The organism is Streptomyces bugieae, assembly GCF_036352915.1.
Classification (GTDB): domain Bacteria; phylum Actinomycetota; class Actinomycetes; order Streptomycetales; family Streptomycetaceae; genus Streptomyces; species Streptomyces endophytica.
This window is the reverse complement of record NZ_JAZBJP010000004.1, coordinates 193,121-212,718: the sequence shown is the minus strand read 5'-3', so window position 1 is coordinate 212,718 and position 19,598 is coordinate 193,121. Positions and strand designations below refer to the sequence as shown.

The following is a 19,598-nucleotide window of genomic DNA, read 5'->3' as shown; positions in this document are numbered from 1 at the left end:
GGGATGGGCAGGAGTGGGGGCGGCGGCCGCCCCGACCGGTCATCGGCCGCCGCCACCCCGGATGTTACCCATGGGTCACTTTTTCGGCCATGATCTGCTCGCCGGGCGGGGTGAGGTGTGCGTCACGCCGGACGAGTGCCGCGTAGCGGCCGTCGGCGGCGAGCAGTTCGTCGTGGGTGCCGCGTTCGGCGATCCGGCCGGCGTCCAGGACGACGATCTGGTCGGCGTCGCGGACGGTGGAGAGGCGGTGCGCGATGGTGAGGGTGGTGCGGCCCGCGGACAGTTCGTCGATGGCCTGCTGGACGGCGTGTTCGGTGCGGGTGTCCAGGGCGCTGGTCGCCTCGTCGAGGACGAGCACCGGCGGGTCCCGCAGGATGGTGCGGGCGATGGCCAGGCGCTGCTTCTCGCCGCCGGAGAAGCGGTACCCGCGCTCGCCGACGAGGGTGTCGTAGCCGTCGGGGAGGGCGGCGATGTGGTCGTGGATCTGGGCGGCCTTGGCGGCGCGGTGGATCTCGTCGTCGGTGGCGTCGGGTTTGGCGAAGCGCAGGTTGTCGGCGACCGAGGCGTGGAAGAGGTAGGTCTCCTGGGAGACCACGCCGACGGCGCGGGCGAGGGTGTCGAAATCGAGGTCGCGGACGTCCGTGCCGTCGAGGGTGACCCGGCCTTCGGTGACGTCGTAGAGGCGGGGGACGAGGTAGCTGAGGGTGCTCTTGCCGCTGCCGGTGGGGCCGACGACGGCGAGGCTGCCGCCGGCGGGGACGGTCAGGTCGATGCCGTCGAGGGTGGGGGCGGCGTCGGGGTCGTAGCGGAACCGCACGTTCTCGAAGCGGATCTCGCCGCGCGGGGCCGGGATGCGGACCGGGTCGGCGGGTTCGGTGATGGCGACCGGTAGGTCGAGGTATTCGAAGATCCGCTGGAAGAGCGCGAGTGAGGTCTGCATCTGGACACCGGTGGACAGCAGGGAGACGGTCGGGCGCAGCAGGCCCTGCTGGAGGGAGACGAAGGCGACCAGGGTGCCTATGGAGAAGACCGGTCCGCCCAGTTGGAGGACGAGGCCGGCGGCCCAGTAGATGAGGGCGGGCATGGCGGCCATGACGATGCCGATGGTGGCCATCCGCCAGCGGCCGGCCATGTTGGCGCGGACCTCCAGGTCGACCAGGCGCTCGGACTCGTCGGCGAAGTTCTTCGTGAGGGAGTCGGCGCGGCCCATGGTGCGGCCGAGGAGGATGCCGCTGACCGAGAGGGATTCGGTGACCATCGCGGACATGGCGGCCATCTGCTTCTGTCGCTGGGTGGTGATCTTCTTGCGTTCGTTGCCGACCCGGCGGCTGATCCAGACGAAGAGCGGGAGCAGCAGGAGGGAGACGACGGTCAGCCGCCAGTCGAGGGCGAGCATGGCGCAGACGGTGGCGATGACCGAGGTGAGGTTGGAGACCAGGGAGGTGGCGGTGGAGGTGACCGTGGCCTGCATGCCGCCGATGTCGTTGGCGATCCGGGACTGGACCTCTCCGGTGCGGGTGCGGGTGAAGAACGCCAGGGGCATCCGCTGGAGCTTGGCGTAGACCGCGGTCCGCAGGTCGTGCATGACGCGTTGGCCGACGGTGGTGGAGAGCAGGGTCTGCAGGACGCCGAAGACGCTGGTGGTGACGGCGGTGGCGATCATGCCGAGGGCGAGCAGGGTGAGCAGTGCGGTGCGGCGGCCGGGGATGGCGACGTCGAGGATCTCGCGGAGGAGGAACGGCGAGGCCACGGAGACCAGGGAGGAGGCGCCGACGAGCAGCCCGACGAGGGCGAGCCGGCCGCGGTAGGGGCGGAAGAGGGTGAGGATCCGCCGGAGCTGGACCGGTGCTTCGGGATCCTTGGGGGGCGGTGTCCATTGGGGTTCGTCGCGGTGCATGGGCTCCTACGAGGGGTGCGGGACAGCGGGACTTCGCTGAGCCTAGCTCATTGTTACCTATTCTCACAATGAACCAGGTCCTGATACTCTCGGGGCATGCCCTCCCCTGAGCCGACGGTCAGCAGCAACCTCGCCGAACAGCTGGTGCGGCTGACCCGCCGGATGCACCGCGCGCAGAAGCGCCACATGGCGCACCTGGACATCGCCTTCACCCCCGCCCAGTCCCGGGTCCTGCGGATCGTGGACCACTGCCGCGACACCCCGCCGCGGATGGCGGACCTCGCCCAGCGGCTGGAGGTCGTCCCGCGGGCGGTGACGACGTTGGTGGACGCGCTGGAGGCGAACGGCGCGGTCCGCCGGGTGCCGGATCCGGCCAACCGGCGCGTGGTGCGGATCGAGCTGACCGACACCGGCCGGTCCACGCTGCGCGCGTTGCGCAGCGCGCGCCGGGCCGCCGCGGAGGAGATCCTGGCTCCGCTGACCGCCGATCAGCGCGAGGTGCTCGGCGGCCTGCTGTCCACCCTGGTCGACGGGCCGGGTGACCCGCACTGACCTGACGCCCCCTCATGCACAGGAGTGCCCGCCATGCCCTTGCTGGAGCCGAAGCCCGGGGCCCTGCGGCCCACCGCCGGCGGCCGCCCGGCGCCCGACCGGGTGCCCGGTCACCTGGCGTCCGGCACCCCCGAGCCGCTGCGCGGTGACCTCATCGCACTGCTCGGCCCGGAGAAGGTCCTGCACACCGTCTCCGACCTGGTGCGCTACGCCTCCGACGCCAGCCCGTACCGCTTCGTCCCGCAGGTCGTGGTGGTGGCCGAGGACGTCGACGACATCTCGGCGGTCTTCTCCTACGCCCACGGCAAGGGCCGGAAGGTGGTGTTCCGGGCCGCCGGCACCTCCCTCAACGGCCAGGCGCAGGGCGAGGACATCCTCGTCGACGTGCGGCGGCACTGGACCGGGATCGAGGTGCTCGACGGCGGCGCCCGGGCCCGGATCCGGCCGGGTACGACCGTGCTGCGCGCCAACGCGGCCCTGGCCCGGTACGGCCGGCTGCTCGGCCCCGATCCGGCCAGCGCGATCGCCTGCACGCTGGGCGGGGTGGTCGCCAACAACGCCTCCGGCATGACGGCCGGCACCACCCGGAACTCCTACCGGACGCTGGCCTCGGCCACCGTCGTCCTGCCGTCCGGCACGATCGTGGACACCGCGGACCCGGACGCCGACGCGGAGCTGGCGCGGGCCGAACCGGCGCTGTGCGCGGGCCTGTTGGCGCTGAAGGCGGAGATCGAGGGGGACGCCGCGCTGGTGGCGCGGATCCGCGCCAAGTACGCGGTCAAGAACACCAACGGCTACCGCCTGGACGCCTTCCTCGACGGCGCGACGCCGGTGGAGATCCTGCGCGGGCTGATGGTCGGCTCCGAGGGCACCCTCGGGTTCCTCGCGGAGACCGTCTTCGACACCCTGCCGCTGGACCGGCACACCGCGGGCGCGCTGCTGTTCTTCCGCACGCTCGGCGCCGCGGCCGCGGCCGTACCGCACTTCACCGCGGCGGGCGCGCGGGCGGTGGAGCTGATGGACGGCAACACCCTGCGCGCGTCGGTACAGGTGGCCGGGGTGCCGGCGGACTGGGCGGCGCTGCCCAAGGAGACCACGGCACTGCTGGTCGAGTTCCGGGCGCCCGACGAGGCCGCGCTGCGGGGGTACGAGGAGGCCGCGGCCCGGGTGCTGGCCGCCCTGGAGCCGGTCGCTCCGGTCGCCTCCGTCACCAACGCCTTCACCCGGGACCCGCAGGTCCTCGGCGGCTACTGGAAGGCCCGCAAGGCATTCGTCACCGCGGTGGGCGGCTCCCGGCCGCCCGGGACGACGCTGATCACCGAGGACTTCGCGGTGCCGCCGGCCCGGCTGGCCGAGGCGTGTACGGCGCTGCTGGAGCTCCAGGCCCGGCACGGCTTCGACGCCGCGGTCGCCGGCCACGCCGCCCACGGCAATCTGCACTTCCTGCTCGCCTTCGACGCGGCCGAGCCGGACGACGTGGCGCGCTACGCCGCGTTCATGGCGGACTTCTGCCGGCTGACCGTCGAGCGCTTCGACGGGTCGCTGAAGGCCGAGCACGCCACCGGCCGCAACATCGCCCCGTTTCTTGAGCTCGAATGGGGGCCGCGGGCCACGGAGTTGATGTGGCGGATCAAGGAACTGGTCGATCCGGCCGGCATCCTGGCCCCGCGCGTCCTGCTCGACCGCGACCCGCGAGCGCATCTGCGGGGCCTGAAGACCATCCCGCGCATCGAGGCGATCGCCGACCCGTGCATCGAATGCGGCTTCTGCGAACCGACCTGCCCCAGCAAGGATCTCACCACCACGCCCCGGCAACGGATCGTGCTGCGCCGGGAGATGCTCCGCCAGCCGGCCGGATCACCGGTCACCGGCGCGCTGCTGGACTCCTACGGCTACGACGCGGTGGACACCTGCGCCGGCGACTCGACCTGCATGCTCGACTGCCCGGTGGGCATCGACACCGGCAGGCTGATGAAGGACTTCCGGCACCGGCGCCACTCCCCGCGCGAGGAGCGGCTCGCCGAGCGGACCGCCCGGCGGTTCGGGGCGGTCGAGCGGGCGGCGCGGCTGGCGGTGGCGGCCGCGGACCGGATCGGCGACCGGCCGGCCGCCGCGCTGACCCGAGCCGCCCGCCGGGCCGTCCGCCCCGACCTGGTGCCCGAGTGGCTGCCGCGGATCCCCGGCCCGGCGGCCCGCCGGCTGCCGGTCACCCGGCGGGCGGGCGCGGCCGCGGTCTACTACCCGGCCTGTGTGAACCGGATCTTCGGGGAGCCCGCGGGGCACCGGGGGCCGTCGCTGCCCGAGGCGGTGGTGGCGCTGTCCGGGCGGGCCGGCCGGCCGGTGTGGATCCCCGCGGACGTGCCCGGGACGTGCTGCGCCACGATCTGGCACTCCAAGGGCTACGAGCGCGGCACGGCGGTGATGGCCAACCGCATCGTCGAGGCGGTCTGGGGCTGGACGGCCGGCGGTCTGCTGCCCCTGGTGGTGGACGCGTCCTCGTGCACGCTGGGCCTGGCGCGGGAGGTCGTGCCGTATCTGACGCCGGAGAACCGCGCGCTGCACGCCGAGCTGACCGTCGTCGACTCGGTCGTCTGGGCCGCCGAGGAGCTGCTGCCGCGTCTGGAGGTCCGGCGGACGGCCGGCTCCGCGGTGCTCCATCCCACCTGTTCCATGCGGCACTTGGGGGACGAGGCGCAGCTGCGGCGGGTCGCCGAGGCGTGTGCGCGGGAGGTGGTCGTACCGGACGACGCGGGGTGCTGCGCGTTCGCCGGGGACCGCGGGATGCTGCACCGGGAACTGACCGGGTCGGCCACCGCGAAGGAGGCGGCGGAGGTCACCACGCGCCCCTTCGACCTGCATCTGTCGGCGAACCGGATGTGCGAGATCGGGATGGACCTGGCCACGGAGGGCCGAGGCTACTGCTCGGCCCTCCTGGCGCTGGAGCGGGCGACCCGGCCGGACTGACCGGGTCAGCCGCCGACGTGCAGCGCCACCGCGCTCCTGGCGGGCACGGCGACCTGCGCCTTGCCGTCGTCGCCGACGGTGACCGTGTGCCCGTCGCAGGAGGACGGGGCGGCGTGCACCACGTCGCAGTACGTCCCGGCGGGCAGGGAGGTCGCGAAGGTCTGGGTCAGCGCGGCGTCCCCGTTGTTGAGGGCGACGAAGCCCTTGCCGCTGCGGGCGAAGGCGAGGGCGCTGCCGCCGTTGTCCCACCAGTTGGTCAGCTCGGCGGATCCCACCGCGTTGCGGAAGCCGACCATGCCGGTGATCTCCCGCTTCGCGTGCTCGTCGGTCCAGCCGGTGCTCCCGCCGGGCGGGCCGGCGTCCTTGTCGGTCCACTCGTAGCCGGAGTAGACGTTGGGTGAGCCGTAGGGCGAGGCGAGCATGAAGACGTTGGCGAGGGTGTAGGCGGCGCCGTCCTTGTAGGTGAGCGTGGAGCCGTTGCGTTCGGTGTCCCAGTTGTCGACGAAGGTGCGGGCCTTGTCGCTGCCGAGCTTGCCGTCCGCGACGGACTTCAGCTGGGCGATGTTGCCGCTCTGGAAGGCGCTCTTGAGATGGGTGCCGTAGCGGAATTCGTCGACGTCGCCGATGCCGGTGTACTCGTCGGGCCGGACCGCCTCGCCGGCGCCGTAGATGACCTCCTGCACCCAGAAGCCGGGGTCCTTCATCTTGCCCTTGACGGCGGCAAGGTCGGTGGCGGAGATGTGTTTGGCGGCGTCGATCCGGAAGCCGTCCACGCCCAGCGACCGCAGGTCGTCGAGGTAGCCGGCGATGGTGGTGCGGACGTAGTCACTGCCGGTGTCGAGGTCGGCGAGGCCGACCAGTTCGCAGGTCTGGACGTCGTCGCGGTTGGTGTAGTCGGAGATGCTCTTGCGGCAGCCGTGGAAGTCCTGGTCCTGGTAGAAGCCGGGGTAGTTGTACTTGGTGTACTGGGTGCCGCCGGTGCCGGTGCCGGAGCCGGCGGCCATGTGGTTGACGACCGCGTCGGCGATGACCTTGACGCCGGCGGCGTGGCAGGCGCTGACCATCGAGGCGAAGGCGTCGCGGTCCCCGAGCCGGCCGGCGATCTTGTAGCTGACGGGCTGGTACGAGGTCCACCACTGCCCGCCCTGGATGTGCTCCGAGGCCGGGGAGACCTCGACGTAGCCGTAGCCGGCCGGGCCCAGTTGGTCGGTGCAGGCCTTGGCGACGTCGACGTACTTCCGCTCGAAGAGCGTGGCGGTGACGGTCTTCTGGCCGGGCGGGGTGGCCTGGGAGGGCCACGGCGCTACGGTGGCCAGGCCGGCCGCGGCCACTATTCCGGCGAGCGTCCCGCCCAGCACACGGGAACGTTGCTGCATCTTGTGGCTCCTTCGTCATGGGGCACGGCCGTGCCGTACCGCGCCCACGAGAGCAGCCACGCGCCAGGCCGCCATGGGGGGTGTGCGATACCGGAGCCTGCCGTTCATGTCGTTAACACGTCAAGGCTTTCTGCAAGACATTTCAGTGAGTTGCGAAAGAGGCTGGCCGCGGCTTGCGCAATATTGCGGCACCACCCGGCCCTCTTGTGCCTCCGGCCGTCGGCCGACAAGGTCCTGACCGAGGTTCACGTATGCCCCGGCGCCCCACCGATCCCTGGAGGACCGATGAACGAGGCACGATCGCAGAACCACGACCACGACCACAGCCACGACGAGCCCGGCCCGAGCCGCCGTTCCGTCCTGTGGACCGCCGGTGCGGCGGGCGCGGGACTGGGGTTGGGCGGAGTGACGGTGCCTCAACCCGCGGCGGCCACGCCCCGAACGGCCGGTGCCGCGGCGGACGTCGCCGCGACGCCGGAGGCCAAGGGCAGGACCATGATCGGGGTGCCGTTCGAGCGGCGCTCCACCGTGCGCGTCGGCATCGTCGGCCTCGGCAACCGCGGCGGCAGCATGATCGATCTGTTCCTGGCGATGCCCGGCGCACGGGTGGTCGCCCTGTGCGACCCGGTGAAGGAGAAGACCACCCGGGCCGCCAAGAAGGTCACCACCGCCGGACAGCCCGCACCGGCCGTCTACACCAACGGCGACCACGACTTCGAGGACCTCTGCAAGCGCGGGGACGTCGACTTCGTGTATGTGGCCACGCCCTGGGACTGGCACTTCGAGATGGCGAAGACGGCCATGCTGAACGGCAAACACGTCGGCGTGGAGTGCCCGATCGCGCTCCGCCTGGAGCAGCTGTGGGAACTCGTCGACCTCTCCGAACGCACCCGCAGACACTGCATGCAGCTGGAGAACTGCTGTTACGGCAGGAACGAGATGCGGGTGCTGCGGATGGCGCACGCCGGGCTGTTCGGCGAGCTGCTGCACGGCGCCGGGGCGTACATCCACGATCTGCGCGGCCTGATGTTCGACCCCAAGTACTACGAGGGCCCCTGGCGCCGGCTGTGGCACACCCGGTTGCGCGGCGACCTCTACCCCAACCACGGCTTCGGCCCGGTCGCCAACTACATGGACCTCAACCGCGGCGACCGCGCGGTGCGCATCTCCAGCATGGGCTCGCCGGCCCGCGGTCTCGCCGCGTACCGCAAGGAGCACATGCCGGCGGACGACCCCAGTTGGAAGGAGTCGTACATCGAGAGCGACCGGACGGTCAGCCTGGTGCAGACCGCCAAGGGACGGGTGATCCGGCTGGAGCACGACGTCTCGACCCCGCACCCGTACAGCAGGATCAACAGCCTCGGCGGCACCAAGGGCCTGTTCGAGGACTACCCGGAGCGGATCTACCTGGAGCCGGACCAGAACAACGACGAGTGGGGCGACTTCGGCAAGTACGCGGAGTGGGACCACTGGCTCTGGAAGGAGCACGCCAACCCGCCCGGCGGCCACGGCGGTATGGACTACATGCTGGTCTTCCGGCTGATCCAGAGCATGCGGCTGGGCCTGGTGCCGGACTTCGACGTCTACGACGCGGCGACCTGGACGGCGCCGGTGCCGCTGAGCGACCGCTCCATCAGGGCGAACGGCGCCCCGCAGGAGATCCCGGACTTCACCCGCGGACTGTGGAAGCAGGCCCGGCCGGGGATGGACTCGGAGAAGCCGGAGGAGTAGGGCCGGAGGAGGGGTAGACAGCAGCCGGGCGGAGGACGGGAGGGCCCGGCGGAGCAGGTGTCCGCCGGGCCGTCCCGTTCCAGGTGGTTCCGCCTCAGGTGTCCCGTCTCGACCGTCCCACCTCAGGTGGTTCCGTCCCGCCCGTTCCGTCTCAGGTGTCGTGCGGGCTCTGCACGGCCTCGGCTGGCTGCGTCGTTGCGGAGGGCTGGGCCGTATCGGCGGTCCGGGTCGGTTCGGTGGGCTGGGCGGGCTGCTCGCCGTTCAGGACCCGCTTGGCCGTCACCCGGTCCAGTGCGCCCTCCCAGCGGGAGACCGCGAACACCGCGACGCAGTTGCCGAGGAGGTTGGTCGCCACCCGCATCGAGTCCATGATCCGGTCGACGCCGAGCAGCAGGGCCACCGCGGCGGCCGGGATGACGCCCAGCGCGGAGGCGGTCGCGGACAGCGCGAGGAACGCCGAACCCGGCACGCCCGCCATGCCCTTGCTGGTCAGCATGAGCACCAGCACCACCGTGATCTGCTGGCCCAACGACAGGTCGACGCCGATGGCCTGGGCGATGAAGAGGGTGCCGATGGAGAGGTAGATCGAGGCGCCGTCGAGGTTGAACGAGTAGCCGGTCGGCAGCACCAGGCCCACCGCGTCGTCCCGGCAGCCCGCGGCCCGCAGCTTCTGCATCATCCGCGGCATCACGGTCTCGCTGGATCCGGTGCCCAACGCCAGCAGCAGTTCCTCGCGGGTGTAGCGGACGAACTTCCAGAGGCTGAGCCCGGTGACGGCCTTCAGCGCCAGGCCGAGCAGGACGAGGAAGGCCAGTGCGACGCCGTAGCAGACCGCGATCAGCTTGCCGTAGGTGGACATCGCACCCAGGCCGTACTCGCCGACGAGGTGGGCGGTGGCGCCGAGGACCGCGAGCGGGGCGAGCCTCATGATGTAGCCGACGATGGTGAACACGACCTCCTGGGCCTGTTCGATCAGCGGCAGCAGCTGCGGCACCTTCTGCTGACCCAGGTGCAGCAACGCGGCGCCCACCAGGCAGGCCAGCACCAGGACCTGGAGCAGCGAGTTCTCGGCGAACGCGCCGACCGCGCTGTTGGGAAGGGATTCCAGGGCGAACTGGGCGGCGGACGGCAGATGTCCGCCGCCCGTCTTGGCGTCCACCGCGCCCTTGTCCAGGGAGGCCGGGTCGACGTGCATCCCGGCGCCGGGGGCGAAGACGTTGCCGGCCAGCAGGCCGGCGACGAGGGCGAGGCTGGTGGCCGCCTCGAACCAGATCAGCGCCTTGACGCCGATGCGGCCGAAGGCCCTGAGGTCGCCCGCCTTGGTGATGCCGGCAACGACGACGCAGAAGACCAGCGGCGCGATCATCGCCTTGATCAGCCGCACGAAGCCGTCCCCGAGCGGCTGGAGCGACGATCCGGCCTGCGGCCACAGCCGTCCGACGACGACACCGAGGACGAGGGCGACGAGTACCTGCACGAACAGGCTGGTGCGCAGCAGACGGCCTGCGCGGCGGACGAAAGGTGCGGTGGCGTGCGGCACGGGCACTCCTCCATGGACGGATTTTGTTATGCGGAAGTGGACTTCCGCGGTCCGTCACTATGGCCGCTTGGCATTCCGCACGAAAGAGTCCGCTGTAACTTCCAGGAAAATCTTGGAGCTTGATCCAAGGCGGAACGCACCGCCCGTACACAATTGGGCGGGAGCGACGGTGGTACCCGCTTCCTCCGGCGGTGCCGCACTCGCCCCCGTAACGGCTCGGGGCCGATACGGGGCGATACCGCTTCCGGGCCGACGGCTCTCAGGCCGCCAGATGCGCCGCGTCCCCCATGACCACCACGGGCCGCCGCGCCGGGTCGAGCGTGCGCAGCAGCGTCTGCATCGCGGACTTCGAGACGCTCACGCAGGCGGAGGTGCCGCTGCCGTGGTCCAGGTGCAGCCAGACCCCGCCGCCCTTGGACTGCCCCTCGGGACGGGTCGGATCCAGCGGCGAAGCGCCCTTCACCCGGTTGTAGTTGATCGCGATGACGTAATCGAAGTCATGGCGGGTGTTCCTGGACCAGAACGACGGCGGGGTGAAGGCGGTGGAGTGGGTGTAGGGCAGCTTGGCGCCCGGGTCGGCGAGCACCCCGCCCGCGTCGGTCAGCGTGAACACCCCGACGGGGCTGCGCTTGTCGTCCTCGTGGTGGTCCGTCGTCCAGCCGCGCCGGCCGTTGTGCGCGGGCCAGCTGCCCTTGCGGTCCCAGCCCTTGGGGCCCTTCTCGTAGAGGACGACGGTGGCGTCGGCGGAGTCCGCCGCCTTGCCGTAGACCGCCACGACCTGACGGGAACCGGCGGGGATCCGGGACCGCAGGGCCGTGCCGATGCCGGGGATGTTCTTGAGGTGGGTGGTGGCCGACGCGCCGCGGGCCGGGCCGCCGGGGCGCTCCCCCTTGCCCGCACCGTCGTCCTTGCCGTCATGGCCGCCCCCGCCACAACCGGCCAGAAGGACCAGTCCCGCCGCGGCCACCGCCGCCCTCCGCATCACACCACCCGCACGTCGCATGTCCCCATGGTCGCACCGCGCGACTGACGCCCGTTCAGCGCCCGCCGTATCGGCGCGCCCCCCGGACGATTGTCCTGAACGCGCGGCCGCAGCGGAAAAATCGATTGAAACCGGCCCACTCCACGGGCCAGTCTTCCAGAACCTTCGCCGGCAACGAGACGGGCATGAGGGGCATTTCGCCTGCCGGAAAGTTATCCGGGCGCGGGGTCGGTGACGGCGCCGAGCCGGTGACGGCGCTGGGCCGGTGACGGCACGGGACCGGCGGCAGCGCTGGGCCGGTGACTGCGCGCCGGCTCGCTCCGCGACCACTCCACCCCCGACTTCCGCGACCACTCCACCACGACCTCGCCTGGGGCATCATGCAGATCCGCGACCTTCCGCATCCCGACCCCGGCGTCCCCGACGTCCGTACGGGCGACAGCTTCCTCCGCTGGCTCTACGCCCGGCAGTTGGGCGGCCAGCTGAAGGCCCTCGCCTGGGGCCTGGTGAACTTCGGCGCCATCGCCTCCTTCCCGCTGCCGGTGGGCATGGCCGTACAGGCCGCGGTCGACCGCGACGGCGGCCGGCTGGCGCTGTCCGGTGGGCTGATGCTGGTGCTCGGCGCGCTGATCGCGCTGGGCGGCACGATGCTGCACCGCGCCGCGGTCACCAACTGGATCACCGCCGTCGCCCGGATGCAGCAACTGCTCGCCCGCAAGACCACGGAGCTGGGTTCGGCCATGACCCGGCGGGTGGCGGCCGGTGAGATCGTCGCGGTCAGCACCGGTGACCTGGAGAAGATCGGCTGGTTCGTCGAGTCGATCTCCCGGTTCGGTGCGGCCGCGGTCACCGCGGTCGCGGTCGCGGCCGCCCTGGTCGTCCGGGAACCGCACCTCGGCACCCTGGTGGCACTCGGCGTCCCCGTCCTGGCGCTGGCCGTACTGCCGTTGCTGCCGCCCGCCGCCCGGCGGGCCGACGCCCAGCGCGAGGTGGCCGGCCGGGCCACCGAACTCGCCTCCGACACCGTCGCCGGACTGCGCGTCCTGCGCGGCATCGGCGGCGAGGAACTCTTCCTCGGCCGCTACCGCGCCGCCTCCCAGGAGGTCCGCCGGGCCGCCGTCCGCAGCGCCCGGATGTGGTCGCTGATCGCGGCCGTCCAGGTCGTGCTGCCGGGCCTGCTGCTGATCGCGGTGGTCTGGTACGGCACCCGGCTCGCCCTCGACGGCACGGTCGCGGTCGGCGAACTCGTCATGATCTACAGCGCGGTCACGTTCCTGCTCCTGCCGCTCCGGCACTTCGAGGAGATCGCCCAAGCGCTCTCCTTCGCCCGGCCGTCGGCCCGGCGCACCGCCCGGGTCCTCGCCCAACACCGGCCGGCCGGCGGACGGACCGCGGACGACCAGGCTCCACCCAGCGGTGATCTGCACGATCCGGTCAGCGGCCTGACCGCCCCGGCCGGCCGGCTGACCGCGGTCGTCTGCGGCGACCCGGACACGGCGGGCCGGCTCGCGGAACGCCTGGGGGGTCATGCCCATGGTGCGGGGCAGGGCCTGCCGCCGGTCACCCTGGGCGGCACTCCGCTGGACGACGTGCCGCGGGACGCCGCCCGCGCCGCCGTACTCGTCCAGGACAAGGACCCGATGCTGCTGTCCGGCACCCTCGGTGAGCTGCTCGACGTGCCGTCCTCCGGGCGGCTGGCCGCCGACGCGGCACTCACCGCCGCCCAGTGCGGCGATGTGCTGACCGCCTTGGCGCAGGCCTCGCTCGACGACTCCGGGGACCCGATGCACACGCACATCACCGAGCGCGGCCGGTCGCTCTCCGGCGGCCAGCGGCAGCGACTGGCGCTGGCCAGGTCGCTGGTCACCGACCCGGAGGTGCTGGTGCTCGACGAGCCGACCAGCGCCGTGGACGCCCACACCGAGGCCCGGATCGCCGACGGCCTGCGAGAGATCCGGACCGGCCGCACGACGGTCGTCCTGACCTCCAGCCCGCTGCTGCTGGACCGCGCCGACCGGGTCGCGTTCCTCCACGAGGGCAAGGTCGTCGCCGAGGCCCCCCACCGCGAACTCCTGCACAGCCACCCCGCCTACCGCGCCGTCGTCACCCGGGAGACCGAACCTGCAGCCGATCGGTATGCGGCCACGGACACGGAAGCCGAAGGCGCTCCGGGTACGGAACCCGAAGCAGCGCCGAATACGGACCTGGCCCCAGAACCCACCCCGGACAAGAACCCCGAACGGGTGCTGACCACCGCTCAAGCCGACGAGACCGCATGACCGAGACCAAGACCGAGCTCGAGACCGAGACCGAGACCAAGACCGAGAACGAGAACGAGAACGAGACCGAGATCGAGGAGACCCCATGATCGGCCTGGCGCCGCCGGAGCACGATCCGGACGCCCCGCAGACGCTCACCACACTGCCCGTCGGCTCCCCGGCGACCGTACGGAGCTACGTCGCCGGGCTGATCCGCCGGCACGGCCGGGAGTTCACCGTACTGGTCACCGTCAACGCCGCCGCGGTGATCGCGTCGATGGCCGGTCCGTACCTGCTGGGCGGGGTCGTCGAGAAGCTCTCCGCGGGCGAGCGCCACCTCCAACTCGGGCGCACCATCGCCCTGTTCACCCTCGCCCTGATCGTGCAGACGGTGTTCGTCCGCATGGTCCGGCTGCGCGGTGCGATGCTCGGCGAGCGGATGCTGGCGGACCTGCGCGAGGACTTCCTCGTACGGTCCGTGGCGCTGCCGCCGGGCGTACTGGAACGGGCCGGCACCGGCGACCTGCTGTCCCGGATCACCACGGACATCGACCGGCTCTCCAGCGCGATGCGCGAGGCCGTGCCGCAGCTGTCGATCGGTGTGGTGTGGGTGGCGCTGCTGCTGGGCGGGCTGACCGTGACAGCCCCGCCGCTCGCGCTGTCGGCGCTGGTCGCGCTACCCCTGCTGGTCGTCGGCTGCCGCTGGTACTTCAAGCGGGCGCCGTCCGCCTACCGTTCGGAGGCCGCGGGGTACGCGGCGGTGTCCGCCGTCCTCACCGAGTCCGTGGACGCCGGCCGCACGATCGAGGCGCACCGCCTGGGCGCCCGCCGCATCGCTCTCTCCGAGCGCCGGATTCGCGAATGGACCCAGTGGGAGCGCTACACCCTCTTCCTGCGCACGGTGCTGTTCCCGGTCGTCGATCTGACGCACGTGGTGCTGCTGGGCGCGGTGCTGCTGCTCGGCGGGGCGATGGTGATGCAGGGCTGGCTCACGGCGGGCCAACTGACGACCGGTGCGCTGCTCGCCCAGATGATGATCGATCCCGTGGGCATGATCCTGCGCTGGTACGACGAGTTGCAGGTGGCCCAGGTGTCCATCGCCCGGCTCGTCGGCGTCCGGGAGATCGAACCCGAGACGGCGCACGCGGAGCGGCTGCCCGACGGCCGCGATGTGCATGCCGATGACGTGAGCTTCGGCTACCGCACCGGCGTCGACGTCCTGCGCGAGGTCTCCCTGCGGATCCGTCCCGGCAGCCGCCTGGCCCTGGTCGGCCCGTCCGGTGCCGGCAAGTCGACACTGGGCAGGCTGCTCGCGGGGATCTACGGGCCCCGTACGGGCAGCGTGACGCTGGGCGGTGCGGAGCTCTCCGCGATGCCCGCCGAACGGGTCCGCGAGCAGGTGGCACTGGTCAATCAGGAGCACCACGTCTTCGTCGGCACGCTGCGCGACAACCTGCTGCTCGCCCGCACCGACGCCGACGACGCCGAACTGTGGGCGGCGCTGGGGGCGGTGGACGCCCATGACTGGGCCCGGGCCCTGGACACGGGCCTGGACACCGAGGTGGGCTCGGGCGGCCACACCCTGACCCCCGCCCAGGCCCAGCAGATCGCCCTGGCCCGTCTCGTCCTGGCCGACCCGCACACCCTGGTGCTGGACGAGGCCACCTCACTCCTCGACCCGCGCGCCGCCCGCCACCTGGAGCGCTCACTGGGCAAGGTGCTGGACGGCCGCACGGTCGTGGCCATCGCCCACCGCCTGCACACCGCGCACGACGCCGACGTGATCGCCGTCGTCGAGAACGGCCGCATCAGCGAACTCGGCACCCACCACGACCTGCTCACCGCAAACGGCCCGTACGCGGCATTGTGGCGCTCTTGGCACGGATAACCGCCGGGTGACGCGGGCTGGCCGGGGCAGTGGGGAGGGTGGGTCAACCGGAGGGGGATGCAGCGAGGCGGCTGGACCGGCGAAGCCAGTGGACCGGATAGGGATGCCGGGCGGGGCGGCGGGACGGCGACGCGGTGGACCGGATAGGGATGCCGGGCCGGGCAGCACGACGGCGACGCGGTGGACCAGACAGGGATGCCGGGCCGGGCAGCACGACGGCGACGCGGTGGACCAGACAGGGATGCCGGGCCGGGCAGCACGACGGCGACGCGGTGGACCGGCGCACCGGCGGGCGGAGCGGCTGGACCGGGAAGGGCCGCCGGACCAGGCGGCGGGACGGCGACCCTGCCACTGCCGGGAGGGGCGAAGACCGGGAGGGGCGAGAGGAGTCGCACGGCGGCGCGGCCGCACCTGTCGGCACCGCCTCACGCCCTGCCCGCATCGGGTGCGGGTGGGAGTGGGAGTGGGAGTGGGAGTGGGCCGCCTGGCCTCGCCCCCCACCCGCAGCGACCCACCGGATCGCGCCTGGGCTTCTCTCCCCCGCCCCCGCCCCCACCCCAACCCCCACTCCCCCAACTCCGCGGCATCACTCAGATGAAGTCGAGCGCCCCCAACGCGCCGATTCCGCCCAGAAGCATGAACACCGGCATCAGGACCTTCAGTTCCACCCAGCTGCCGGCCTTGAAGCGCATGGCCTTGGGCGGGCCGAGCGGGTACCAGCGCTTCCGGCCTATCGGGATCGGCCACAGGATGGGGCAGCCGGACACCGTCAGTGCATCGCCGATGTCATGGACCAGCGCGCCGAGCACGATCGGCAGGCCCAGCCAGAGGTACTGCTGGCCGGGTTCGGTGAACAGCCAGTGCGCGCCGTTGCCCGGCTGGTCGAGGACGCCGGCCAGGATCCAGGCCGAGGCGGCGCCGAGCAGCCAGACCAGCACATCGCTGGAGACCCGGGCCGCCCGCCACAGCAGCCCCTCGATCGCGAGCACCATGTGGACGAAGAGGATGCCGAGCACCGCCCAGCGCCCGCCCCGCATCGCCAGCAGCGCCATGCCGCCGCCGACCAGCACGGCCCACACCCAGGTGTGGGTCAGCGTGCGGTGCCCGCCGGAGCGGTTGGCGTCGCCGCGCATCTTCGTCGCCTTGTAAACGGCGTGCGAGATGTTGTCGACGACCTCGCACACCATCCGCGAGAGCGGCCCGAAGGCCCGCGAGATGGTCGCGGACTTGTGGTCGAGGTCCGGGGCGAGCGCCGCTCCGGCACAGATCAGGGCCCCGCAGACGAGCACCGGCCAGGGCATCGGATGTCCCGCGGCTGCGGCCGCCGCGCCCACCCCCAGCCAGGCCGCCGCCCCGGACAGCGAGTGCGCCGGTCCCATCATGGTTGTTCCCCACCCCTTGTTGTCGCCTTGTTGTGTTTGTTGTCGGTGTCGTTGTCGTCGGTGTCGTTGTCGCCGGTGTCGTTGTCCGTGGTCGGCGCTCGGCACTTCCGGTGTTCGGCTCGCGCCTCGTGCCCGGCTCGTGCGTCGTGCCCGGCGCGCGTCCCGTGCCCGGCGCGTACGTCGCACCCGGCACTTCCGGCATGCCCGATGCATCCGTCGCCCCCGGCTACTGCGGCGTGTCCGGCACGCTCACCGTTCGCGCTGCTGACGCCGGGTCGGCGACTCAGCGTAGCGGGAGATGATCTCCGTACGGAGGCGGGGCCCTGCCCGGCGACCAGGCCGGGAGGGCGACCGCAGAGGGGGCCACCGGTCACGGATGGTGACGGTATGGTGTCGGACCGTCCATGGGGGATCGAGTTGATCTCCGTATGGGTTACCGGTTCCCGGATCCGGGGTGAAGACAGGCAGTATGGGGGCGTGACCCTCATCGATCATCTGCCGAACGACGCCGACCCCGATGCCCTCTTCGAAGCCTTTTCGGGCTGGGCCGAGCAGCAGGGGATCTCGCTCTACCCCGCCCAGGAGGAGGCGCTGATCGAGGTGGTCTCGGGGGCGAACGTCATCCTGTCCACCCCCACCGGCTCCGGGAAGAGCATGGTGGCGGCCGGGGCGCACTTCACCGCCCTCGCCCATGATCAGGTCACCTTCTACACCGCCCCGATCAAGGCGCTGGTGTCGGAGAAGTTCTTCGATCTGTGCAAGCTCTTCGGCACCGAGAACGTCGGCATGCTCACCGGCGATGCGTCGGTGAACGCCGACGCCCCGGTCATCTGCTGTACCGCCGAGGTCCTCGCCTCGATAGCGCTGCGGGACGGCAAGAACGCCGACATCGGCCAGGTCGTGATGGACGAGTTCCATTTCTATGCGGAGCCGGACCGCGGCTGGGCCTGGCAGATTCCGCTGCTCGAACTGCCGCAGGCGCAGTTCGTGCTGATGTCGGCGACGCTCGGCGACATGTCGCGGTTCGAGGAGGACCTCAGCCGGCGCACCGGGCGGCCGACGTCGGTGGTGCGCTCGGCGACCCGGCCGGTGCCGCTGTCGTACGAGTACCGCACCACCGCTCTGACGGAGACGCTCACCGAGCTGCTGGAGACCCGCCAGTCCCCCGTCTACATCGTGCACTTCACGCAGGCCGCCGCCGTGGAGCGGGCGCAGGCCCTGATGAGCATCAATATGTGCACCCGCGCGGAGAAGGACCAGATCGCCGAGCTGATCGGGAACTTCCGGTTCACCACGAAGTTCGGCAGGAACCTGTCGCGGTACGTGCGCCACGGCATCGGCGTGCACCACGCCGGGATGCTGCCGAAGTACCGCCGGTTGGTGGAGAAGCTCGCCCAGGCGGGCCTGCTGAAGGTCATCTGCGGGACGGACACCCTCGGCGTCGGCGTCAACGTCCCCATCCGGACGGTGCTGTTCACCGCACTGACCAAGTACGACGGGTCGCGGGTGCGGACGCTGCGGGCGCGGGAGTTCCACCAGATCGCGGGCCGGGCCGGCCGGGCCGGCTTCGACACCGCCGGCTTCGTCGTCGCGCAGGCGCCCGAGCACGTCGTGGAGAACGAGAAGGCGCTGGCGAAGGCGGGCGACGATCCGAAGAAGCGGCGCAAGGTGGTCCGCAAGAAGGCGCCGGAGGGCTTCGTCAACTGGGGCGAGAACACCTTCGAGAAGCTGATCGCGTCCGATCCGGAGCCGCTGACCTCGCGTTTCCGGGTGACCCACGCGATGCTGCTGTCGGTGATCGCCCGCCCGGGCGATGCCTTCGAGGCGATGCGCAAGCTGCTCGAGGACAACCACGAGCCGCGCAAGAACCAGCTGCGGCACATCCGGCGGGCCATCGCGATCTACCGGTCGCTGCTGGACGGCGGGATCGTCGAGCGGCTGGACGAGCCGGACGCGGAGGGCCGGATCGTCCGGCTGACCGTGGATCTGCAGCAGGACTTCGCGCTCAACCAGCCGCTGTCGACGTTCGCGCTGGCCGCCTTCGACCTGCTCGACCCGGAGTCGCCGTCCTACGCGCTGGACATGGTGTCGGTCGTGGAGTCCACGCTGGACGATCCGCGGCAGATCCTGGCCGCGCAGCAGAACAAGGCGCGTGGCGAGGCGGTGGCCCAGATGAAGGCCGACGGCGTCGAGTACGAAGAGCGCATGGAACGGCTCATGGACGTCGAGTACCCCAAGCCGCTGGAGGAGCTGCTCTTCCACGCCTACGGGCTGTACCGCAGGAGCCACCCCTGGGTGGGCGACCACCCGCTGTCGCCGAAGTCGGTCATCCGCGACATGTACGAACGCGCCATGACCTTCACGGAGTTCACCTCCTTCTACGAGCTGGCGCGCACCGAGGGCATCGTGCTGCGGTACCTCGCGAGTGCCTTCAAGGCGCTGGACCACACCGTGCCGGACGATCTGAAGTCGGAGGACTTCCAGGACATCATCGCCTGGCTGGGCGAGATGGTGCGGCAGGTCGACTCCAGCCTGCTGGACGAGTGGGAGCAGCTCGCCAACCCGGAGGAGGAGACGGCGGACCAGGCCCAGGAGCGGGCGGATCAGGTCCGGCCGGTCACGGCCAACGCGCGAGCCTTCCGGGTGCTGGTGCGCAATGCGATGTTCCGGCGGGTGGAGCTGGCGGCGCTGGACAAGGTCGAGGAACTCGGCGAGATGGACGCCGAGTCCGGCTGGGACGCGGATGCCTGGGGCGAGGCGCTGGACGCCTACTGGGACGAATACGACGAGCTGGGCACCGGCCCGGACGCGCGCGGCCCGAAGCTCCTGCAGATCGAGGAGGACCCCGAGCACGGCCTGTGGAAGGTGCGGCAGACTTTCGCCGACCCGAGCGGTGATCACGACTGGGGCATCTCCGCCGAGGTGGATCTGGCCGCCTCGGACGAGGAGGGGCGCGCGGTCGTGCGGGTCACGGATGTGGGTCAGTTGTGAGGCGACGGCTTCGCCCGAGGCCGCCGGGGCATGCGAG

General features: G+C 71.7%; 11 protein-coding genes. 6 read left to right on the top strand and 5 right to left on the bottom strand.

The genetic code is table 11. From position 1 onward, the window contains the following. Positions 1-64 precede the first annotated feature (64 nt). Positions 65-1,897 carry an ABC transporter ATP-binding protein gene (locus tag V2J85_RS12695; protein ID WP_330821623.1) on the bottom strand — a complete coding sequence of 611 codons (1,833 nt, stop codon included), beginning with the start codon at positions 1,895-1,897 and terminating at the stop codon, positions 65-67. 96 nt (positions 1,898-1,993) lie between these two features. On the opposite strand from V2J85_RS12695, the gene V2J85_RS12690 reads away from it, so the two are divergent. Further along, on the top strand, positions 1,994-2,449 hold the full coding sequence (locus V2J85_RS12690) for a MarR family winged helix-turn-helix transcriptional regulator (protein WP_265364392.1): 456 nt from the start codon (positions 1,994-1,996) through the stop codon (positions 2,447-2,449). Between the two features lie 33 nt (positions 2,450-2,482). Continuing rightward, positions 2,483-5,413: an FAD-binding and (Fe-S)-binding domain-containing protein gene (locus tag V2J85_RS12685; RefSeq protein ID WP_330821622.1), complete on the top strand. Its 2,931-nt coding sequence runs from the start codon at positions 2,483-2,485 to the stop codon at positions 5,411-5,413. Between the two features lie 5 nt (positions 5,414-5,418). On the opposite strand, the gene V2J85_RS12680 is transcribed toward V2J85_RS12685, so the two are convergent. Beyond that, positions 5,419-6,789, bottom strand: a complete 1,371-nt coding sequence (locus V2J85_RS12680; RefSeq protein ID WP_330821621.1) for an alpha-amylase — start codon at positions 6,787-6,789, stop codon at positions 5,419-5,421. 285 nt (positions 6,790-7,074) lie between these two features. Between V2J85_RS12680 and V2J85_RS12675 the strand changes: the two genes are divergently transcribed. After that, on the top strand, positions 7,075-8,520 hold the full coding sequence (locus V2J85_RS12675) for a Gfo/Idh/MocA family protein (protein ID WP_261954582.1): 1,446 nt from the start codon (positions 7,075-7,077) through the stop codon (positions 8,518-8,520). Between the two features lie 151 nt (positions 8,521-8,671). Here the strand turns inward: V2J85_RS12675 and V2J85_RS12670 are convergent, their stop codons facing one another. Then, positions 8,672-10,060 carry a cation:dicarboxylate symporter family transporter gene (locus V2J85_RS12670; RefSeq protein WP_330821620.1) on the bottom strand — a complete coding sequence of 463 codons (1,389 nt, stop codon included), beginning with the start codon at positions 10,058-10,060 and terminating at the stop codon, positions 8,672-8,674. Between the two features lie 259 nt (positions 10,061-10,319). Beyond that, positions 10,320-11,063, bottom strand: a complete 744-nt coding sequence (locus V2J85_RS12665) for a hypothetical protein (protein ID WP_261954583.1) — start codon at positions 11,061-11,063, stop codon at positions 10,320-10,322. A 359-nt stretch (positions 11,064-11,422) separates the two neighbouring features. Here V2J85_RS12665 and V2J85_RS12660 point away from each other — a divergent pair, with 359 nt between their 5' ends. Both V2J85_RS12660 and V2J85_RS12655 read left to right on the top strand, forming a co-directional pair. Then, positions 11,423-13,321: an ABC transporter ATP-binding protein gene (locus V2J85_RS12660; RefSeq protein WP_330821619.1), complete on the top strand. Its 1,899-nt coding sequence runs from the start codon at positions 11,423-11,425 to the stop codon at positions 13,319-13,321. A gap of 85 nt (positions 13,322-13,406) precedes the next feature. After that, on the top strand, positions 13,407-15,188 hold the full coding sequence (locus V2J85_RS12655) for an ABC transporter ATP-binding protein (RefSeq protein ID WP_261954585.1): 1,782 nt from the start codon (positions 13,407-13,409) through the stop codon (positions 15,186-15,188). Between the two features lie 590 nt (positions 15,189-15,778). Here V2J85_RS12655 and V2J85_RS12650 read toward each other — a convergent pair. After that, entirely contained in the window at positions 15,779-16,570 is a 792-nt protein-coding gene (locus tag V2J85_RS12650; RefSeq protein ID WP_261954586.1) for a metal-dependent hydrolase, read from the bottom strand. Positions 16,571-17,047: 477 nt separating this feature from the next. Between V2J85_RS12650 and V2J85_RS12645 the strand changes: the two genes are divergently transcribed. Continuing rightward, entirely contained in the window at positions 17,048-19,561 is a 2,514-nt protein-coding gene (locus V2J85_RS12645; RefSeq protein ID WP_330821618.1) for a DEAD/DEAH box helicase, read from the top strand. The last annotated feature ends 37 nt before the right edge of the window (positions 19,562-19,598 follow it).